Raw genomic sequence first — 17,793 nt, forward strand, 5'->3', positions numbered from 1 at the left:
CTCTGTTTTGAAATCTGTGACTCAGCTGCTAAAGCTACCCCTTCTTGAGCATAAAAAGGTAGAGCTTTATGTAAAAAGGGAAGACCTGCTTTTTCCGGAACTCTCCGGGAACAAATACAGAAAGCTGAAATACAATCTGAAAAGGGCTGCTGAAAGGGGTCATGGGGCTTTGCTTACTTTTGGCGGGGCTTTTTCCAACCACATACATGCTACAGCGGCGGCTGGAAAATTATTTGGCTTTAAGACCATTGGGCTCATCCGGGGTGAGGAATTGGCCGGGAAGCCATTAAACCCCACCCTGCAGGCTGCCAGTGATAATGGAATGCAGTTGGTTTTTATAAGCCGGGAGGCATACAGACAGAAAGCGGACCCCGGATTCCTGGAAAAAATAAATGTAGAGTACAAGTATCCGTATATCCTTCCGGAAGGTGGGACCAATGAAGCGGCCATAGCGGGCTGTTCGGAAATCCTCAGTCCTGAAGATCAGCAATTCCATTATATCTGTTGCAGTGTAGGCACCGGAGGTACGCTTGCGGGCCTGGCTTCCGCTGCGGCCCCCAATCAGACCGTATTGGGATTTCCGGCTCTGAAGGCGGAGGGCTTTTCCAGCGAATTAAGCAATTTAATACCATCAAACAATTGGGCTCTGGTAGACAAGTATCATTTTGGGGGGTACGGCAAAATAAACAGGGAACTTATCGAATTTATCAATGGTTTCTACCGGGAAACAGGTATACCTTTGGATCCTGTTTACACCGGGAAACTGTTCTATGGGATTCTGGAAGAGGTTCGGGTTGACGGTTTTAAAGCGGGGTCCAAAATCCTGGCAATTCATACCGGGGGCTTGCAGGGAATTGAAGGGATGAATCCGAAATTGCAGAAAAAGAACTTACCTTTGTTGGAGGTATGAAAAGAATAGTAGGGTATTTATTCCTGTCTTGCCTGTTCCTGGCGGGATGCGGGACAAAAAAACGCAGCACACTTAACAAGGGTGAAACCAACTCGGTTTCCAATCGATCAAACCCCCCGGAAGGTAATTATCCTTTACCACCGGACCAGGGCAGGTTTAAATTTGTCCCAACGGCCTCCCCGGAGGAGTATATTCAGAATTTTTCCGGGATAGCACAGGCCGAAATGCAGGCTTATGGTATTCCTGCCAGCATCACGCTGGCACAGGGGCTTTTGGAAAGCGGTTTTGGTAACGGTCCCCTGACTCGTAAAACCAATAATCATTTCGGGATTAAATGCCACACCGGCTGGGAGGGGGATTATGAACGACATGATGACGATGCCCGGGGGGAATGTTTCCGTAAGTACAACCACCCGATGTATTCCTACAGGGACCACAGTATATTTCTGACCACCCGCTCACGTTATGCCAGCCTTTTTGAACTGCGTAAGAACGATTACAAAGGATGGGCCAGGGGTTTAAAGGCGGCAGGTTATGCCACCGACCGTAAATACCCCCAGAAATTGATTGCCCTGATCGAGCGCTACCGGCTGTATCGATTTGATTCAGAAGTGTTAGGGGAAGAATTCACGGTAACAGCCGGGCTTGCTTCCTCAGATGTTGGCGGACATAGTGTTCATGAAGTTCAGGCCGGAGATACCCTGTATGCGCTCTCCAGGCGATACTACATGACCGTAGAAGAATTAATGCAGATAAACGGCCTGGACAGTACTGAAATCTCCATTGGCCAGCTTCTTAAAGTTAAACCCGAAAAGGTAAAAAAGTAAAATGCGATACACCCGAAGCAGTGCACTGTTCCGCAAAGCGAATCAGGTCCTGCCCGGAGGGGTTAATTCCCCAGTCCGGGCTTTTAAGGCGGTAGGAGGCACACCTGTTTTTGTAAAAGAAGCCAAAGGGGCTTATTTTACCGATGAAGACGATAATACCTACATCGACTTTATTGCCTCCTGGGGCCCCTTGCTTTTTGGCCACGCCTACCAGCCTGTTGTGGACGCAGTGGTCCAAAGAGCCAGGCTGGGCACTTCTTACGGGATGCCCACCAGCCTGGAAACAGAACTTGCTGAAAGGGCTGTATCCATGGTTCCGAACATAGAGAAAATACGATTTGTAAACAGCGGCACGGAAGCCTGTATGAGTGCTATCCGTCTGGCCCGGGGGTATACAGGCAAGGAAAAAATCATAAAATTTGCGGGCTGCTACCACGGGCATGCCGATGCCTTTCTGATTCAGGCCGGCAGCGGGGCAGTAACATTTGGAAGCCCGAATAGCCCGGGGGTGACCCAGGGTACCGCCAAGGACACCCTTCTGGCTGCTTATAACAATCTGGAAAGCGTGGAGCGCCTGGTTGAGGCCAATAAAGGGCAGGTAGCCGCAGTAATCATAGAACCCGTTGCCGGGAACATGGGCTGTATTCCGCCTGAACCGGAATTTATTGAAGGGTTGAGGGAGCTGTGCTCATCTGAAGGAATCCTATTGATATTTGATGAGGTCATGACCGGATTCCGCCTGGCCAAAGGAGGCGCCCAGGAAACATTGGGGATCAGGGCAGACCTGGTCTGCTTTGGCAAGGTTATCGGAGGCGGATTGCCCGTAGGTGCCTTTGCGGCAAATACAGAGATCATGAGTTATCTGGCTCCGGAAGGCCCCGTCTATCAGGCCGGAACCCTTAGTGGCAACCCCCTTGCAATGGGTGCCGGACTTGCCATGCTGGATAGCATGGAAAAGGATCCACAGGTTTTCAAAAGGCTGGAAGAGAAAACGGCCTACCTGCATAAGGGACTACAAACCGTTTTGAGCAACAAGGACATCCCTGTTCAGATAAACCGTTACGGTTCCATGATTTCTGTTCATTTTACGGATCAGCCTGTTCGGGATTTTGAATCGGCTGCAAGCGGGAATAACCCGCATTTCAACCGTTACTTTCATGGTATGCTGGACAGGGGAGTGTATCTGCCTCCGAGTGCTTTTGAGAGTTATTTCCTGAATGACGCTCTCAGCTATGCCGACCTTGACAAAGCAATTGAAGCTGCAAGTGAAGCTTTGTAAGAGCAGTATTCAAATGTAAACCGCGATGTGTAAGAGTTAAAAAGCAGGGACTTACCCTGCTTTTAATTATTATCTTATCACTGCAGGATGCCTTTTTCCCCGGTGTTTGGCAAGATTAGCTTTTTTCCAGATCCCGTATTGCTCTTCTGAAAGGATGCCTTTCATTTGGTTTTGAAAGGCAATCTGTTCTTCCAGTAAGGCATTCAGATATTCAAAGCGCTGCTCCGGATCCGGGGCCACAGCTGAGTCCCTCATCACTTTTCTACGGGCCTGCATTTCCTTTTTGCTTCCAATCTGATCGATCAGGATTCTTTCTAAATGCTGCCGCTGATCTGAAGACAGATCCAACAACAGGGTCATCCTTTTGGATTGCAGGATAGCCTGCTGTTCTACACTTAAGTTTGTTTGGGCCATCTTTTTGCCGTGGAAACCACGATGTTTTCCCTGCGCTGCCAGACTGAAAGAACAAAGCAGTAGCAGGGCAATCATTACATTTTTCATGCGATTCGATTTATATTACTAACCTTTCTTAGAGAAGGAGAATCGCCTTAGGTTTAATGCAAAAGATGGTTTTGAGGAATATTTAACAGCCACTGAGCCACTCAGGGAGCAATGGCTGCCTGTGTGCTGGTGGTTTGGGAATGCGCAACCACTTCGGCGTTTTTTTGAGATTGCTGATTTTGCCCGGAGTCCAAATTGTAGTATATCAGACTGGCAATAATAAAGGCAAAAAGATAAAACAGGCTTTTGATTTTATAAGTCATCTGTTTGGGGGTTTTGTTTACTACCAAGATATTACGAAAAGAGGCGCCTACACCGTCTTTGTTGTGATTGTACCCACCCTTTGTTGTAAAATGGCCCAATTTTGTGGTAAACCAGCCCTGTCTTAAATGAAAAAAACCGGCAGCCCGAGGGGTATACCGGTATTTTTTGCTTTTTATCGGTTAAGAAAGACTTAACTGGGGTTTAAGATCTGGTTAATTCTTTCAGCCACATCCTGCAGGTGATAACGGCTCATGTCATCAGAAGTTCTTCCAATGGCCGAACGGATACTGCGTTGCAGGGCGTTTAACTCTGCCCTCGCTACGGATCGTATATCAGACTGGCTGGTGGTTACTGCTGTAGATTTTCTGTAACCTCCGAAATCTGGTAATTTGCGCTGGCTTTCGGCAGTCATCAGGTATTCCAGGCGATCTATATGCGCTTTTTGTAAATTCCGTCTGTAGGTATCTATACTTCTGCCGTTGCGCAGTTCTGACCACAAGCCATTGCGCAGATCTTTCATCATTTCGGGTAGGGTGTATGCCTGGTTTCCGTTCAGGGTCTGGTTTTCCACCAGTCTTGCCAGTTTACCCAGACTCAGGATGTTATTCAGGGTACGGACCTGAATGGCCCGGATCCGCTCTACAGATCCTGAATATTCAAATTTTTCAAAAAGCTCCTTATCAAGCATCCATTCGGGCGTCTGAAAGAGTTGTTCCTGCAGGAAAGCCATGCACTTTTCCTGATGGCCCTTAGGGACGTGGGTATAAACGGCTCCTTCCTGATCATAGGTCTTGTAGTTTTCATATACGCCCCCGATATTATTGGAAACATGCCCCATGTAGCGGCGGAACTGCCCCACTACCTGTCCGTACATGGTTTCAAGGTCTTCGTAATTCTTACCCTCTTCCCGGGTCCATTCAATTAAGTTCGGGACAATTCGCTTCAGATTGGCAATTCCGTATTCGCTGGCTTTTACAGCATCATCTCCCAGGTCCTCCGTTTGGGAGCTCGGATCTACTACATCCCCTACCTGCTGTTGCCCGAATCGGTACAGCGGGTCTCCTGCATGTTCCATGATCCACTGATCCAGAATGGGCTTTTCTTCCTCCGCCGTTTTACCCGGGATGGGACGGTAACCCCATTCAATGGCGTATTTATCATAGATTCCAATGTTGGGCATCAGGGCTACCCCTTCGTCCCCTGGTTGGGCTACATAATTAAAGCGGGCATAGTCCATAATGGAAGGGGCTGTACCGAATTCCTTTGTGAAGGCAGCCGAACGCAGCGAATCTACAGGGTAGGCCACGCTGCTTCCCATATTGTGTGGCAGACCCAAAGTATGCCCTACTTCGTGAGAAGATACAAAGCGGATGAGCCTTCCCATCACCTCTTCCTCAAAGGCAACCCCCCGGGCATCCGGGTTAATGGCAGCGGTCTGTACAAAAAACCAGTTTCGGAGCAGGCTCATTACATTATGGTACCAGTTGATGTCCGACTCCAGGATTTCCCCGCTTCTCGGATCACTCACGTGTGGCCCGTTTGCATTTGGAATGGGGGAGGCCAGGTAACGTACCACCGAATAGCGGACGTCTTCCGGCGACCATTCCGGGTCTTCTTCGGGGCTGGGCGGGTCTTTTGCTATAATAGCATTTTTGAAGCCGGCGGCCTCAAAGGCAACCTGCCAGTCCTCAATTCCCTGTTTGATAAAGGGAACCCATTCTTTTGGAGTGGCCCGGTCTACGTAGTATACAATTGGTTTTTTGGGTTCCACCAATTCCCCACGTTCAAATTTCTCACGGTCTTCTTCCTTAACTTCCAATCTCCAGCGGTCCAGGAACTGCACGGTTTTGCTTCGCTGTTCGTTCAGGCCGTAATCTACCTGATCGGTAGTGAACCAACCGACCCGCTGGTCATAATACCTTCTCTTCATCGGTTCCTTCGGCAGCAGGATCATGGAATTGTTGATCTCAATTGAAATGGAACCCAGGCTGCCATTGGATGGGGGGTTGCTGGCTGCATAGGTTTTTACATGCCGGGCTTCAATGTTCAAAGGGTAACTCTTTATTGATTCAATATAGCTCCGATCTCCGTCGAGCCGGGAAACTTTGTAGCGCTGCCGGTACCGATTGGGCATCCCAAGAGCCTTGACGTCTTTAGTGAACAAGTCATCAATTTCAATGACCGTTGCCGGGCTGATGGAGTCTTTTTTCAGGGCTTTGATATCGAAAGCAAATAGGACAGGTTCAAAATTGGAGTTTACGACTGCCTCGTGTACCGGAAGGGAATCTGCTGCCACCACATCATAGCTGACTACCCGCAATAACACTTTTTTGGGCTTTTTTTCCCAGCGCAGTACCTGGGTGTTAATTTTTCCGCCCCCGAAACCAATTCCGGAAGCGGTTTTGGCAATCCGGCTAACCATCAGCATTTCCCGCCCGAAAAGGGAATCCGGGATCTCGTAATATTTTTTGTCTTCTACAGTGTGAACATCAAATAGACCTGCATCTGTTTCGGCATCTTTGGTAATAACCTTGGAATAGGGTTTAATCCCGTTTTTGTCGCCGGAAGGTTTCTCAGCCTTTTGTTCTGTTTTTTTCTTTTTTTTCTTGAATAATTGGGCTTCTGCAGGCTGCAGTGCCCCGAGGATTAGAAAGGATAATAATAGTGTTCTCAGGGTAATTTTGAGTTTCATAGGGGGTTTTTAAAAAATTGCGACCCAAATAAATAAAAAATCAGAGAGAAGGGCTGTTAAGAAAATCATAAGCCACTATCCTAAATCCTTGAGGAGTTGCGGGAAGAACTGAACAATAGCAAGGCTTTCCAAAATATAGGCAATTTGCAATGCGGTTTCGTATTTCAAAAAGGGCTGTTAAAACCGTACCCATTTGTAACATTCTGATCTTTAGCCCGTCTTATATTTAGAATGACCTTCGATATATAATATACGAAGGCTCCATATATAGTGATAGAATAATCTCATTTCTGTCAGTTATTTGAATTAGTCAGCCGTAAAGCCCCTGTAAAACACAGGGGCTTTACTTGTCTAGAAAAGGAGCGGAATTATAAACTGGAACAGAAAAACCAATAAGGCAATCGAAATAACATTAAGGATAAAGCCGGCCCTTGCCATCTGATGTACACGGATATACCCGCTGGCAAAGACAATGGCATTGGGGGGAGTGGCCATTGGCAACATGAAGGCACAACTACTGGCAATGGTAACCGGGATCAGCAGATATAACATCGGGATCTCAAGGCCAATTGCAATTCCTGCTACAACGGGTGCCAGAACGGCTACCAGGGCAACGTTACTCATCAGCTCGGTCATAAAAAGCATCAGGGTGATCAGCAGGACCGCTGTAAACAAAATGCTGATCTCGCTGCTGGCGATAGCGGTGGAGACCAGGTCTACCAGCCCGCTGGCAGACATCCCCCGGGCCAGTGCCAGTCCTCCGCCAAAAAGGATCAGAATCCCCCAGGCGAGGCGTGAGGTATCTCCCCATTGCAGTATAAATTCTCCCCGTTTAAGGTTGTAGGGAAAGGTAAACAGGGCAATAGCTCCGAACATACTGATAGCCGTATCGGTAAGTCCCAGACCCGGTATAAGTTCGTTGATCAGCGTCCTGAAAATCCATAAAAAAACCGTCACCCCAAAAATGACCAAAACCATCTTCTCATGGCGGCTGGCTGGCCCCAGTTTCCGTAACTCCTCGCGGATAACGCCTCTGGAGGCGCCAAAGCTTAGTCCTTTGCAGGGGAACATCCATTTGACCAGAACCAGATAGGAAATGCCGATCATCACCAAAGAAAAGGGCAGGCCTATGGTCATCCACCTCAAAAAGGAAATCTGAATATTGTATTCGTTCTCCAGCAATCCTATTAAAACCGAATTGGGGGGCGTTCCAATGACAGTGGCAATCCCTCCGGCGTTGGCAGAGAAGGCGATCCCCAGCATCACACTCAGTGCAAAATTCCGGTCTTTGGCAGTGAAGCCGTCCTCATCCTTAATCAGTAAGTTGATAACAGACATGGCTATCGGCAGCATTACGACCGTACTGGCGGTATTGCTGATCCACATGGAGAGGGTAGCCGTAGCAATCATAAATCCCAGGACGACCTTTTCCGGGGTAGTTCCGGTGAGGTTGATAATGGTCAGGGCAATGCGTTTGTGGAGGTTTACTTTTTCCAGTGCCAGTGCCAGCACAAAGCCCCCGAAAAACAAGAATATGATCGGACTGCCGTAATTGGCCCCTACATCGGCCAGGGGCATAACACCCAGCAGCGGGAAAAGCAGCAGGGGTAAGAGGGCAGTAACCGAGATGGAAACAGCTTCTGTAATCCACCAGGTAATCATCCAGAGGGCAGTGGCTATCACAGCATTGGCACCCGGGTTTCCGGAAATCATTTCAGGAAGGCAGTTGATGCCTATAAATAATAAGGGTCCTAAAAGTAGCCCGATTATTCTGCTCAGGTGCATGTTGTATTTACTTGAAACTGCTATTTAAGGCGGCACAACAGGGTGTCACCTTCTTTGCTTACTTCAGCAACCCCCAGCTTGGTCAGGCCTTTAATGCCCTTGTCCCAGGCTTTATTACTCAATCCGGTTGCAGCCTTAAGCTGCTCCAGGGGGAGTTCCTTTTCCTTTTTCAGGTAATCTAAGATAGTCTTTTCATTTTCCTTCAGGTCAAGCGGCTTTTTTTCAGGGCGCATTTGAGGAAAAAATAATACTTCCTGAATGGAGGCATTGTTGGTGAGCAACATAACCAGCCGATCGATCCCGATCCCGATTCCGGAGGTAGGGGGCATTCCGTATTCAAGGGCCCTTAGAAAATCCTGATCGATAAACATGGCCTCATCATCCCCTTTTTCCGAAAGTTTCAGTTGCTCTTCAAAGCGTTCGCGCTGGTCTATGGGATCATTCAGCTCAGAATAGGCATTAGCTATTTCCTTACCGTTGATGAGTAACTCAAAACGCTCGGTAAGACCGGGCTTTGAGCGATGTGCCTTGGTTAGCGGGCTCATTTCCCTTGGGTAGTCAATGATAAAGGTAGGCTGCACATAGTGGTGTTCACAGCATTCCCCGAAGATCTCGTCTATCAGCTTCCCTACTCCCATACTGTCATCAGTTTCCAGACCCAGTTTTTTGGCCACTGCGCGAAGCTCTTCTTCATTCATTCCGCCAACTTCATATCCGGTGTGTTCCTTAATGGCGTCTAGTATAGGCACCCTTGGGTAGGGGGCTTTAAATTCTATGGTATGTCCGCCGGCCTTAATCTGGGTCCCTCCGCTAACTTCCCTGGCTACACCTTCCAGCAATTGCTCGGTGGTTTCCATCATCCAGTTGTAATCCTTGTAGGCAACATACAGCTCCATTACCGTAAATTCAGGATTGTGGGTACGGTCCATCCCTTCATTGCGGAAATCCTTTGCAAACTCATATACCCCGTCAAAACCTCCCACAATCAGTCTTTTCAGGTAGAGTTCATTGGCAATCCTGAGGTAAAGGGGGATGTTAAGCGCATTGTGGTGCGTAACAAAAGGCCTGGCAGCTGCTCCTCCCGGAATGGGCTGCAAAATAGGTGTTTCCACCTCCAGATAGCCTTTGTCGTTAAAAAACTTCCGGATGCTGTTGGTGATCAATGTTCGTTTTAAAAAAGTGTCCCGCACCTGTGGATTTACGACCAGGTCCACATAGCGCTGTCGATAGCGCTGTTCCGGATCGTTGAATTCATCATATACATTTCCTTCGGCATCCTTTTTTGGCAGAGGGAGCGGCCTGAGGGCCTTGCTCAGCAGTGTAAAATTTTTGACCAATACCGTTTTTTCACCAACCTGAGTAGTAAAGAGGCTGCCTTCAACCCCAATAATATCGCCAATGTCCAGCAACTTCTTGTAGACCTCGTTGTAAAGGGCCTTATCTTCCCCTGGGCAGATTTCATCCCGGTTAAAATAAAGCTGGACGCGCCCACTGCTATCCTGCATTTCGGCAAAGGAAGCCTTTCCCTGGATCCTGCGGGACATTAGCCTGCCGGCAAGAATGACCTCTTTCCCTTCCCTGTAGTCCTTTTGCACCTCAGCAGCAGAACTGTTTATTGGATACAGGGCAGCCGGATAAGGGTCAATACCCAGTTCCCTCAATTTTTTCAATTTGTCCCGGCGGATGCTCTCTTGCTCAGACAGTTGCATAGGTGCGAATATTTAGCCCTGCAAATATAGCCACATTGGGTAAACGGACAATGTAATTGTGGATTTAGAAAGTGCGGGACTGTAACAAATGTTCACTACCCACGACAAATGATTGAACATCAATCAAAAATCACCTCCAATGAGCTTTTTGCGCGTATTGCTCGCCATTATTTTTCCGCCGCTTTCTGTGATCGGGAAAGGCTGTGGCTCTGTCCTTATAGTCTTTTTACTTACCCTTTGCGGATGGGTCCCCGGGGTCATTGCAGCCCTGATCATTCTGAATAATCCCAACTGATCGTTGTATCTTTGCCTGCGATGAATAAGCAGGTTCTAATAGAGAATATCGGTTTTAAGGATTACAAGGAAAGTTGGGATTACCAGGAACAACTTTTTCAGGAAATCCTTAAGATAAAGGTGCACAACCGTCGATCCGGGGAGCAGCAGCCTACCCCCAATTACTTATTGTTTGTAGAGCATCCCCATGTCTATACCCTGGGTAAAAGCGGAGACATCAACAACTTACTGGTAAGTGAGAAGGTGCTTTCCCAGCGCGGGGCAACTTTCTACAAAATCAACAGGGGAGGGGATATCACCTATCACGGTCCCGGGCAGGTTGTGGGGTACCCCATCCTGGACCTGGAAAATTTTTTTACTGATATTCATAAATACCTGAGGCTGCTCGAGGAAATGATTATTCTGACCTTAAAGGATTACGGGCTTCAGGGAGAACGCTCCAAAGGGGAAACCGGGGTGTGGCTGGGGGTAGGAACCCCCAGGGCACGGAAAATATGTGCTATGGGCGTCCGGGCCAGCCGGTGGGTAACCATGCACGGCTTTGCCTTTAATGTCAATACGGACCTAAGTTATTTTGACCTGATGGTCCCTTGCGGGATCCGGGATAAAGCCGTTACATCCCTAAGCGCAGAGCTGGATCGATATGTGCCTATGGCAGAGGTCCGTGAAAAATTACAGGGGCATTTCGCCTCGCTTTTCGAGGCTGAATTGAAGCCCGTAGCCGCTCAATAATTCCAGGCAATAATCATAAGCCCCATCTTTTAAGGGAATTTTAAGTCTTTTAATGTAACATTTAGTGCTGCCAGGCGTCTTTTAGTATATAGAACCTACGTTAATAACTACTGAGATGTCAAGCATTAGAACTCAATTTACACACAAAAGCATTATGCTGGGGATTTGTTTTCTGGGGATGTTGCTTAACTCACGATACGAAGCCTGGAGCTCCCCGGATGCAGAGGCGAACCATTTGAAAAGCCCTTCTATTGAAGCTAAGGCAGAGCAATCCCAACAAAACGATTCTCTGGAAGCTAAGAAAGAGGAAGCCGAGGTAAGCATGGCCTGTTTTGGGTAAAACGGTTGTGAATTTAACAAGCCGGAAACGCTATTTTTTCCAGCTTCGCTGCCTTTAAAAAGAACGGGATACTCCATTTATTTTCTACCAAGGAAGAAAATAGATTACCGCCTAATTCTATAAATTGCAAAAGCACTATCCCTGAACTGTACCGCCAATTCGGGATTCCGGTCATTATCGGTATCAGCCATATCCGCCAGGCCGTTCCCTTCCACCGGAAAACCTTTAAGGGGAGAGACATCGGAGCGGAAAAGGAACACCCGCTGGCTTTGAATGTCGGTTACGGCCACATAAATGATATCATGCAGATAAAAAATGCCCGGATGGGTGTAGACTCCCAGGTCCAGCTCAGCACTTTTCCCTTTTATTCTCAGTTCATTGTCATTCATCACCGCGAGAGTTTTGGTGGTGGCGTCTATCCCGTGGTCTTTATTAAGGCGTAAAGGAATCCGTCCAACCTTCCCTCTGGGATCAATGGTAACCAGCATGCCATCGGCTTCCGTAAAAGCAAAAGTGTTTTTGTAGAGATACACCGGGTTGTCTGAGAAATCAAAGCGATCTGAGACTTTCACGCGGGTGTCACCAACGCGGTTAAGGATTTTCAGCTGCCCATCTTCCAGCTTGAAGATCAGGTAATCTTTAGCTCCTATCCGTAAATGCTTTGGGGTTCCCTTTACAGGGCTTTCTGCTTCCCGGAACTTAAAGCCGCGCACCTCGCGTCCCTGCCCGTCAAACATAAAAATCTTGCTTCCCTGGCACAGCACCATACGGTAGTTTCGATTATTTTCATAATCAAAAACGGCCAGTTCGCTGAGGTTACCTCCCGGAAAAGATTTTGGAAAAGGCGCTACTTTTTCCCCATTGCGATCCAGGACCATCAAATCGGAACTCGTATTGAAGGCCATTTGTAACTTTCCGTTTTTAAACAGGTCTACCTGTGATATTTTTCCCCTTACTCGGCCATTGAGCTCTTTCTCCCAGTAAGGTTTGCCGCGGTCCGAAAACAGGTATAATCTATTGTTTTCATCCTGAACAGCTATATCCATCCGGCCGGTCAGATGGTTTTTTAAAAATTGGGGCCCCCAGCTGATCCCCGCTTCCAGTTGCCGGGTAAATTGAAGTTCCACTGCTTGTTTTTCAGTTTCAGCAGAAGGTTTCCCGCGGAGTTGATACGATAGTAATGAATATTCCGATGCGGTATTGATTTCTGCCAGGTACAGGTAGTCGGGTGGCAGGCTTGTCAGAATATTCTCAGGAAGGCTGAAAATAGTAGCCGGATCCTTCAAAAGCTTTGCCTCACCCGGGTTGGTCACTAAAGCCAGAGCAGAAGCCTCTGTCGGCAGGGACTGGCTGATGTTTTCGAATGATTTCTGAAAGGCGTAGGTATCCTTGCGGGAGTAAGCGCTGATAAGGCCCTGAAGCGCCTCCAGATTCTTTGAAAAGATGAAATAGTTTTCAAGATTACAATAGAAATTGGGGGGCTCGATTTTATTGAGCAGCGGTTCAAAGGCCTGCTGCAGCAAGCCGGCATCCTTCAGGCTGGTGATTGAGCTGCCCTGGAAAGAGGAAACCTCGCCCTTAAATGGGCGCAGGGCTTCTTCCATAAGGTCCGTATTGACAGATTTGACCGCAAAAAGCGTTTCATTTGAGATCTCAAAAAGGCTCAGGTGTTCTGTGCTTTCAACAATACTGGCATGGGTGTTTTTCCGTGCGAGCAATACGTATTGATTGGCTAAAAACCGGGAGGGATCTGCCAGGGAATAGCTGTAAATCCCCGCAGTATTGGTAGGCGCAATACGCGCCACCTCTAAAAGCGGTAATACCGGGATATCTTTAATCAGACTGCGGTTATTAAGTGTTGAGTCTGGCTGTGTTTCCGTTCCCTGCAGCCTGAAGGAGTCGTAGGCCATATGTAAGTCATAGGCAGCCCATTTACCAGCATCCAGCGATGTTCGAGAGGCGAGATTTTCCGTCAGCAACCATTGGGCTGGATGAATATCCGATTCAGGCAGAATCAGCGAGGCACTGGCGTAGGGGTTGGTGGTTTGCAACGCTTTGCGAAGACCTGATTTCAATGCCTCCGGAATATCCCCGGAGGGTTGCAGGAGGCGCTCGCTTGATGCTACTAATTGATACCTCTGTGTTTTTCGGGATGCGAGTTCAGAGGAATCCGGTAATTTCCATTGCAGATTTTCTGTGCTCGCGTCGGCAGCTTGTTTATCTGTAGCAGGCCCCGTGAGGGTTGGGGGCGTCGCGTTGTCCTTAAATATGTACAGCCAGGAATCGGGCTCTGTGGTCATCATCAGAAAACCTTCCCCGGAAACATTCAGATCCAGAATGCGCTCCAGGGCAGACCTCAGGGCGTTTTCTTTTGCCCCTGCAAAAGAACTGGCCGTAAGGTCGCAATTCCGGTAATCGGAACGGAGTCGGTCAGGATCCTTGATTTTTACAATCAGGGAAACCTCTTCAGGCAGGTAATCCAGGACTTCCTCTTGAGGTGAAGAGCCGGGTCTGCAGGAGGTAATCAAAAGAAAAAGGAAAAATAATGCAACACCTGCTGCTCTCATGTAGATAAACTTTACCCAAAAGTACTGCCTAGAAATCAAAATTCAATTGCCTGGGTAATAATTGAAAGCTTTTTCTGTGGTGCTCGGTTATGCCGAATTTTTTGATGGCGACTCGGTGGGCACGCGTCGGGTACCCCTTGTTCCGGTCCCAACCGTATTGAGGGTATGTCTGGTGAAGCTTTTCCATATAAGCATCCCTGGCCGTTTTGGCAAGTACAGATGCCGCAGCAATATTTAGAAAACGTGCATCTCCTTTTATGAGACAAGAATGAGGAATGTCCTGATATGGGTAAAAACGATTCCCGTCCACAGCTATGGCTTCAGGCCTTGTGGCTAACTGATCCAGAGCCAGGTGCATGGCCCGTATGGAGGCCTTAAGGATATTGATTTTGTCTATTTCTTCAGGGAAAACATGGGCAATCCCAAATGAAACTGCCTCCTGCCTGATTTGGCTTTCCAGTAGCTTTCTTCTGGCTTCAGAAAGTTTTTTGGAATCATCCAGTATTGCGCTACTGAACTGCTCCGGTAAAATAACAGCTGCCGCCGTAACCGGCCCGGCAAGGCATCCCCGGCCCGCTTCGTCGGTTCCGGCCTCACTTGCGCAACTGTAAACCGTTTTTAGCATCTAAAGCTTGTTAATAATTCTTATAGAAATAGAAAAAGACCGAAAAAGCACAATTTTTTTCTGTTAAAAAATTAAATAATGTTTATCAAAAAACAAAAAAGATTAAACAAATCGTAAAACTGAATTATTTTTTAACAGTTGGTGTTTTTGTAACAAAATGTGTTTTGGAAAAGTAACTAATTATTGGGATTTTTGCCACCGGCTAATTCAAAAACTAATTAAATGAGATCAAAACTAACTTGGATGCTTACGCCATTATTATTGGTGTTGAGCATTAATTTCTCCTTTGCACAGGAGAAAACGATTTCGGGTAACGTAACCGACCAAAATGGCTTGCCATTACCTGGAGTTTCAGTAGTGGTTGTAGGAACAACTCGCGGAACCCAGACAGATTTTGATGGTAACTACTCCCTTAATGCCTCTGTTGGAGAAACATTGAGGTATAGTTATCTGGGTCAAAAAACAGTGACACGTGTGGTAGGTGCATCCAATACGTTAAATGTTCAAATGGATGAAGATGCAGAGACCCTCGAAGAAGTAGTGGTAGTCGGATACGGAACGCGATCCAGCGAACTGAGTACTTCTGCGGTTGCAACGGTTAAAACGGATGCAATCGAGTCCTTTGTTCCATCCACTTCTGTAGATAACATTCTGCAGGGTCAGGCTGCCGGTGTGCAGGTAACTGCCGCCAACGGGCGTCCGGGACAAACGGCATTCGTTCAGATTCGTGGGGTTGGTTCCATTAATGCGAGTACTACTCCGTTATATGTAATAGATGGAACGCCTGTGGATGCTAATTTTGTAAACAACCTTAACCCCAATGACATTGAAAGTCTTTCTATCCTGAAAGATGCTGCCACCGTTTCCAAATATGGATCACGGGGTGCAAACGGGGTTGTCGTTATTACAACTAAAGGTGGTCGTTCCGGCGAGGCTCAGGTAGTTTTCAGATCTTCCTATGGTTTTGGAGAGCGAATTCCGGATCCATTTGACCTGATGAATACCGAACAAAAACTGCGTCTTGAAAAAGAATTTGCAGACCTGGGCGTGAACGCGGCTCAAAGCCTGCCGGGTGCTAACGCCTCTCCGGAAGAGCGTGCCCGTCTTTTGGCACTGGATACGAACTGGGAAGAAGAATTATTAAGAAAGGCAGCTATCCAATCTAACTCGCTTACTGTTTCAGGGGGGAGTGAAGATTTGACTTACCTGCTTTCTTTAGGTTATGATAAAAATACGGGTATTATTGATCGTATTAAAGGATTCGAAAGGGTAACTGCTCGTTTGAATACCACCTATCAGGCAAAAGAATGGTTGAATATTGGAGCAAACATCTCATTGTCTCGCAATACAACAGATCTGCCAAGGGACCGGAACAACGTTCAGAACCCCTTCCGTGCTATGTACGATTACAACCCATGGGACCCGCTTTTCCTGAGGGATGACAACGGGGCTGTAGTTACAGATTCCGATGGGAATCCTGTTTACAACCCTACTACAACCGGGTTTCCAATTGCCCTGGCCCTTCAGACAGAGCCAGAAAATAACAGGAACTTCCTGATTGTAGGTAACCTGAGTGCCGATATGACGCTGTCCGATAAATTCACTAACAGCTTTGCACTGGGTGCAACCAATAACCGTTTCAACCGTACCAACCGGTCACTGGCCGGAGGGGTCCTGCAAGGATTTGTAGGTGACGCTAACTTCCCAGGTACCCAGACGGATAATTTCAGCAATACGCTTCAATATAACGTTAGTAACTTATTTACCTATAATGATACGTTTGGAAGCAGCCACAATTTAACTGCTAGTTTCCTCCTGGAATACAACGAACGAATCTTTACTTCTTTATTCGCCACGAGCCGAGGATTCCCTTCTCCTGACATTCCTTACCAGAATGTAGCAGCGGAGGCTTCCAACGCTGGTTCTAACGAAGCCAGAAGAATTCTTTTCTCACAGGGTCTTTTCGTAGACTATGACTACGACGGAAAGTATATCGTTTCCGGATCCCTTCGTCGTGACGGTTCTTCCCGATTCGGTCCGGACAACAAATACGGTACCTTCTACAGTGGAAGTGTGGCGTGGAACATTGCCCGTGAAAGCTTTATGGAAAACACCCCTTTCAACAACCTGAAGCTGAGAGCTTCTTACGGTACTTCGGGTAACCAGAACATTGGGGATTTCAACTTCCTGAACCTATTAGGATTCAATACGTACAATGGGCAGACCACTGCCATTCCATTAGGAGTGGGTAACCCTGAGATCCAATGGGAATCACAGGCGATACTGGACATAGGTTTGGAATTCGGCTTATTCAACAACCGTATTAATGGGGTAATAGATTACTTTAAGAAAAACTCCAAAGACCTGTTGCTTAACCGTCCATTGTCGCAGACAGTTGGTGATGAAGATAATTCTATCCTGGCAAACATTGGTGAAATTGAAAACAGCGGGGTTGAGATCTCTCTGAATGCCGATGTAGTCCGCGGGGAAAACTTCCTGTGGAGCGTGGGTGGTAACATTACCTTCCTTGATAACCGAGTAGTTTCATTGGTAGACGGAGAAGACATCATCAACGGTAATACAATCCTGCGGGAAGGAGAAGAAATCAACTCTTTCTACCTGGAGCGTTATGCCGGAGTGAATCCTGCCAATGGTGAGCCGTTGTATCTGGATACTGACGGAAATGTAACCAACGAATACAGCCCGAGCTTCCAGGTATTGCTGGAAGACAAATCTCCGGCTGCTGACCTCGAAGGTGGATTTTTTACCTCCTTTAAATACAATGGATTCGGACTCCGTGCCGACTTTGTTTACAAAGCTGGGAACTATATCCTGAACTTCCAAAGGCAGCAAGGTATCGCAATAGGGAACATCAACCGTAACCAACGGGTTGAAGCCTTTAACTACTGGAAAAATCCTGGAGACCAAAATGTACTTCCAAGTCCATTATTCCAGAATACAGCAGACCAGGGTACAGACCGGTTCCTTGAAAAAGGAGATTATGTTCGATTGAGAACCTTAACGCTTGACTACAACCTCCCAAGCAGATTTGTTAATGATATAGGACTGGATTCCTTCCGTTTCTTCGTAACCGGTCAGAACCTCCTTACCTTTACAAATTACAATGGGGATCCTGAGATTGGACTGGGTTCTGCAGAAACTGCTGCACCAGGTAACGCAGGGTTCGTGCCCGGAGAGTTTTCGCTCTTTAGTTACCCTCAAACCAGGTCTTACACCTTTGGATTTGAAATAGGATTTTAATAAAAAA

The 17,793-nt window shown here is 47.3% G+C and carries 14 protein-coding genes; 7 read left to right on the top strand and 7 right to left on the bottom strand.

The features are described 5' to 3' along the window. Positions 1-7: 7 nt before the first annotated feature. From ACT6NV_RS09105 to hemL, 3 genes are read left to right on the top strand one after another with little or no spacing between them, the layout of a single operon-like run. Positions 8-910: a 1-aminocyclopropane-1-carboxylate deaminase/D-cysteine desulfhydrase gene (locus ACT6NV_RS09105; RefSeq protein WP_445384166.1), complete on the top strand. Its 903-nt coding sequence runs from the start codon at positions 8-10 to the stop codon at positions 908-910. Then, complete coding sequence (locus tag ACT6NV_RS09110) at positions 907-1,737, top strand: glucosaminidase domain-containing protein (protein ID WP_445384167.1); 831 nt, start codon at positions 907-909, stop codon at positions 1,735-1,737. Before ACT6NV_RS09105 ends, ACT6NV_RS09110 begins: the two co-directional genes overlap by 4 nt. Position 1,738: 1 nt before the next feature. Continuing rightward, positions 1,739-3,016 carry a glutamate-1-semialdehyde 2,1-aminomutase gene (gene hemL, locus ACT6NV_RS09115; RefSeq protein ID WP_445384168.1) on the top strand — a complete coding sequence of 426 codons (1,278 nt, stop codon included), beginning with the start codon at positions 1,739-1,741 and terminating at the stop codon, positions 3,014-3,016. 69 nt (positions 3,017-3,085) lie between these two features. Here hemL and ACT6NV_RS09120 read toward each other — a convergent pair whose 3' ends face one another. From ACT6NV_RS09120 to lysS, 5 genes are all read right to left on the bottom strand, one after another. Then, positions 3,086-3,517 (bottom strand): hypothetical protein, encoded by a 432-nt coding sequence (locus ACT6NV_RS09120; RefSeq protein ID WP_445384169.1) that lies wholly within the window; start codon positions 3,515-3,517, stop codon positions 3,086-3,088. A gap of 101 nt (positions 3,518-3,618) precedes the next feature. Beyond that, entirely contained in the window at positions 3,619-3,780 is a 162-nt protein-coding gene (locus ACT6NV_RS09125; RefSeq protein WP_445384170.1) for a hypothetical protein, read from the bottom strand. Between the two features lie 191 nt (positions 3,781-3,971). Further along, positions 3,972-6,473, bottom strand: coding sequence for a zinc-dependent metalloprotease (locus ACT6NV_RS09130; RefSeq protein ID WP_445384171.1), 2,502 nt, complete (start codon positions 6,471-6,473; stop codon positions 3,972-3,974). Positions 6,474-6,824: 351 nt separating this feature from the next. Next, the gene (locus tag ACT6NV_RS09135; protein WP_445384172.1) at positions 6,825-8,258 is read right to left on the bottom strand and encodes an SLC13 family permease; all 1,434 of its coding nucleotides are present in this window, start codon (positions 8,256-8,258) and stop codon (positions 6,825-6,827) included. A 20-nt stretch (positions 8,259-8,278) separates the two neighbouring features. Continuing rightward, a complete protein-coding gene (lysS, locus tag ACT6NV_RS09140; protein WP_445384173.1) occupies positions 8,279-9,967 on the bottom strand; it encodes a lysine--tRNA ligase in 1,689 nt (562 codons plus the stop codon). 139 nt (positions 9,968-10,106) lie between these two features. Here lysS and ACT6NV_RS09145 point away from each other — a divergent pair, with 139 nt between their 5' ends. From ACT6NV_RS09145 to ACT6NV_RS09155, 3 genes are all read left to right on the top strand, one after another. After that, positions 10,107-10,262, top strand: coding sequence for a YqaE/Pmp3 family membrane protein (locus tag ACT6NV_RS09145; RefSeq protein ID WP_445381330.1), 156 nt, complete (start codon positions 10,107-10,109; stop codon positions 10,260-10,262). A 20-nt stretch (positions 10,263-10,282) separates the two neighbouring features. After that, on the top strand, positions 10,283-10,993 hold the full coding sequence (gene lipB, locus ACT6NV_RS09150) for a lipoyl(octanoyl) transferase LipB (protein WP_445384174.1): 711 nt from the start codon (positions 10,283-10,285) through the stop codon (positions 10,991-10,993). Between the two features lie 115 nt (positions 10,994-11,108). Next, entirely contained in the window at positions 11,109-11,333 is a 225-nt protein-coding gene (locus ACT6NV_RS09155) for a hypothetical protein (protein WP_445384175.1), read from the top strand. A 104-nt stretch (positions 11,334-11,437) separates the two neighbouring features. Here the strand turns inward: ACT6NV_RS09155 and ACT6NV_RS09160 are convergent, their stop codons facing one another. Next, positions 11,438-13,900: a hypothetical protein gene (locus ACT6NV_RS09160; protein WP_445384176.1), complete on the bottom strand. Its 2,463-nt coding sequence runs from the start codon at positions 13,898-13,900 to the stop codon at positions 11,438-11,440. A gap of 28 nt (positions 13,901-13,928) precedes the next feature. Beyond that, positions 13,929-14,525: a ribonuclease HII gene (locus ACT6NV_RS09165; RefSeq protein ID WP_445384177.1), complete on the bottom strand. Its 597-nt coding sequence runs from the start codon at positions 14,523-14,525 to the stop codon at positions 13,929-13,931. Between the two features lie 222 nt (positions 14,526-14,747). On the opposite strand from ACT6NV_RS09165, the gene ACT6NV_RS09170 reads away from it, so the two are divergent. After that, positions 14,748-17,786 carry a SusC/RagA family TonB-linked outer membrane protein gene (locus tag ACT6NV_RS09170; protein ID WP_445384178.1) on the top strand — a complete coding sequence of 1,013 codons (3,039 nt, stop codon included), beginning with the start codon at positions 14,748-14,750 and terminating at the stop codon, positions 17,784-17,786. Positions 17,787-17,793 lie beyond the last annotated feature (7 nt).

This window comes from Robiginitalea insularis, from assembly GCF_052497835.1.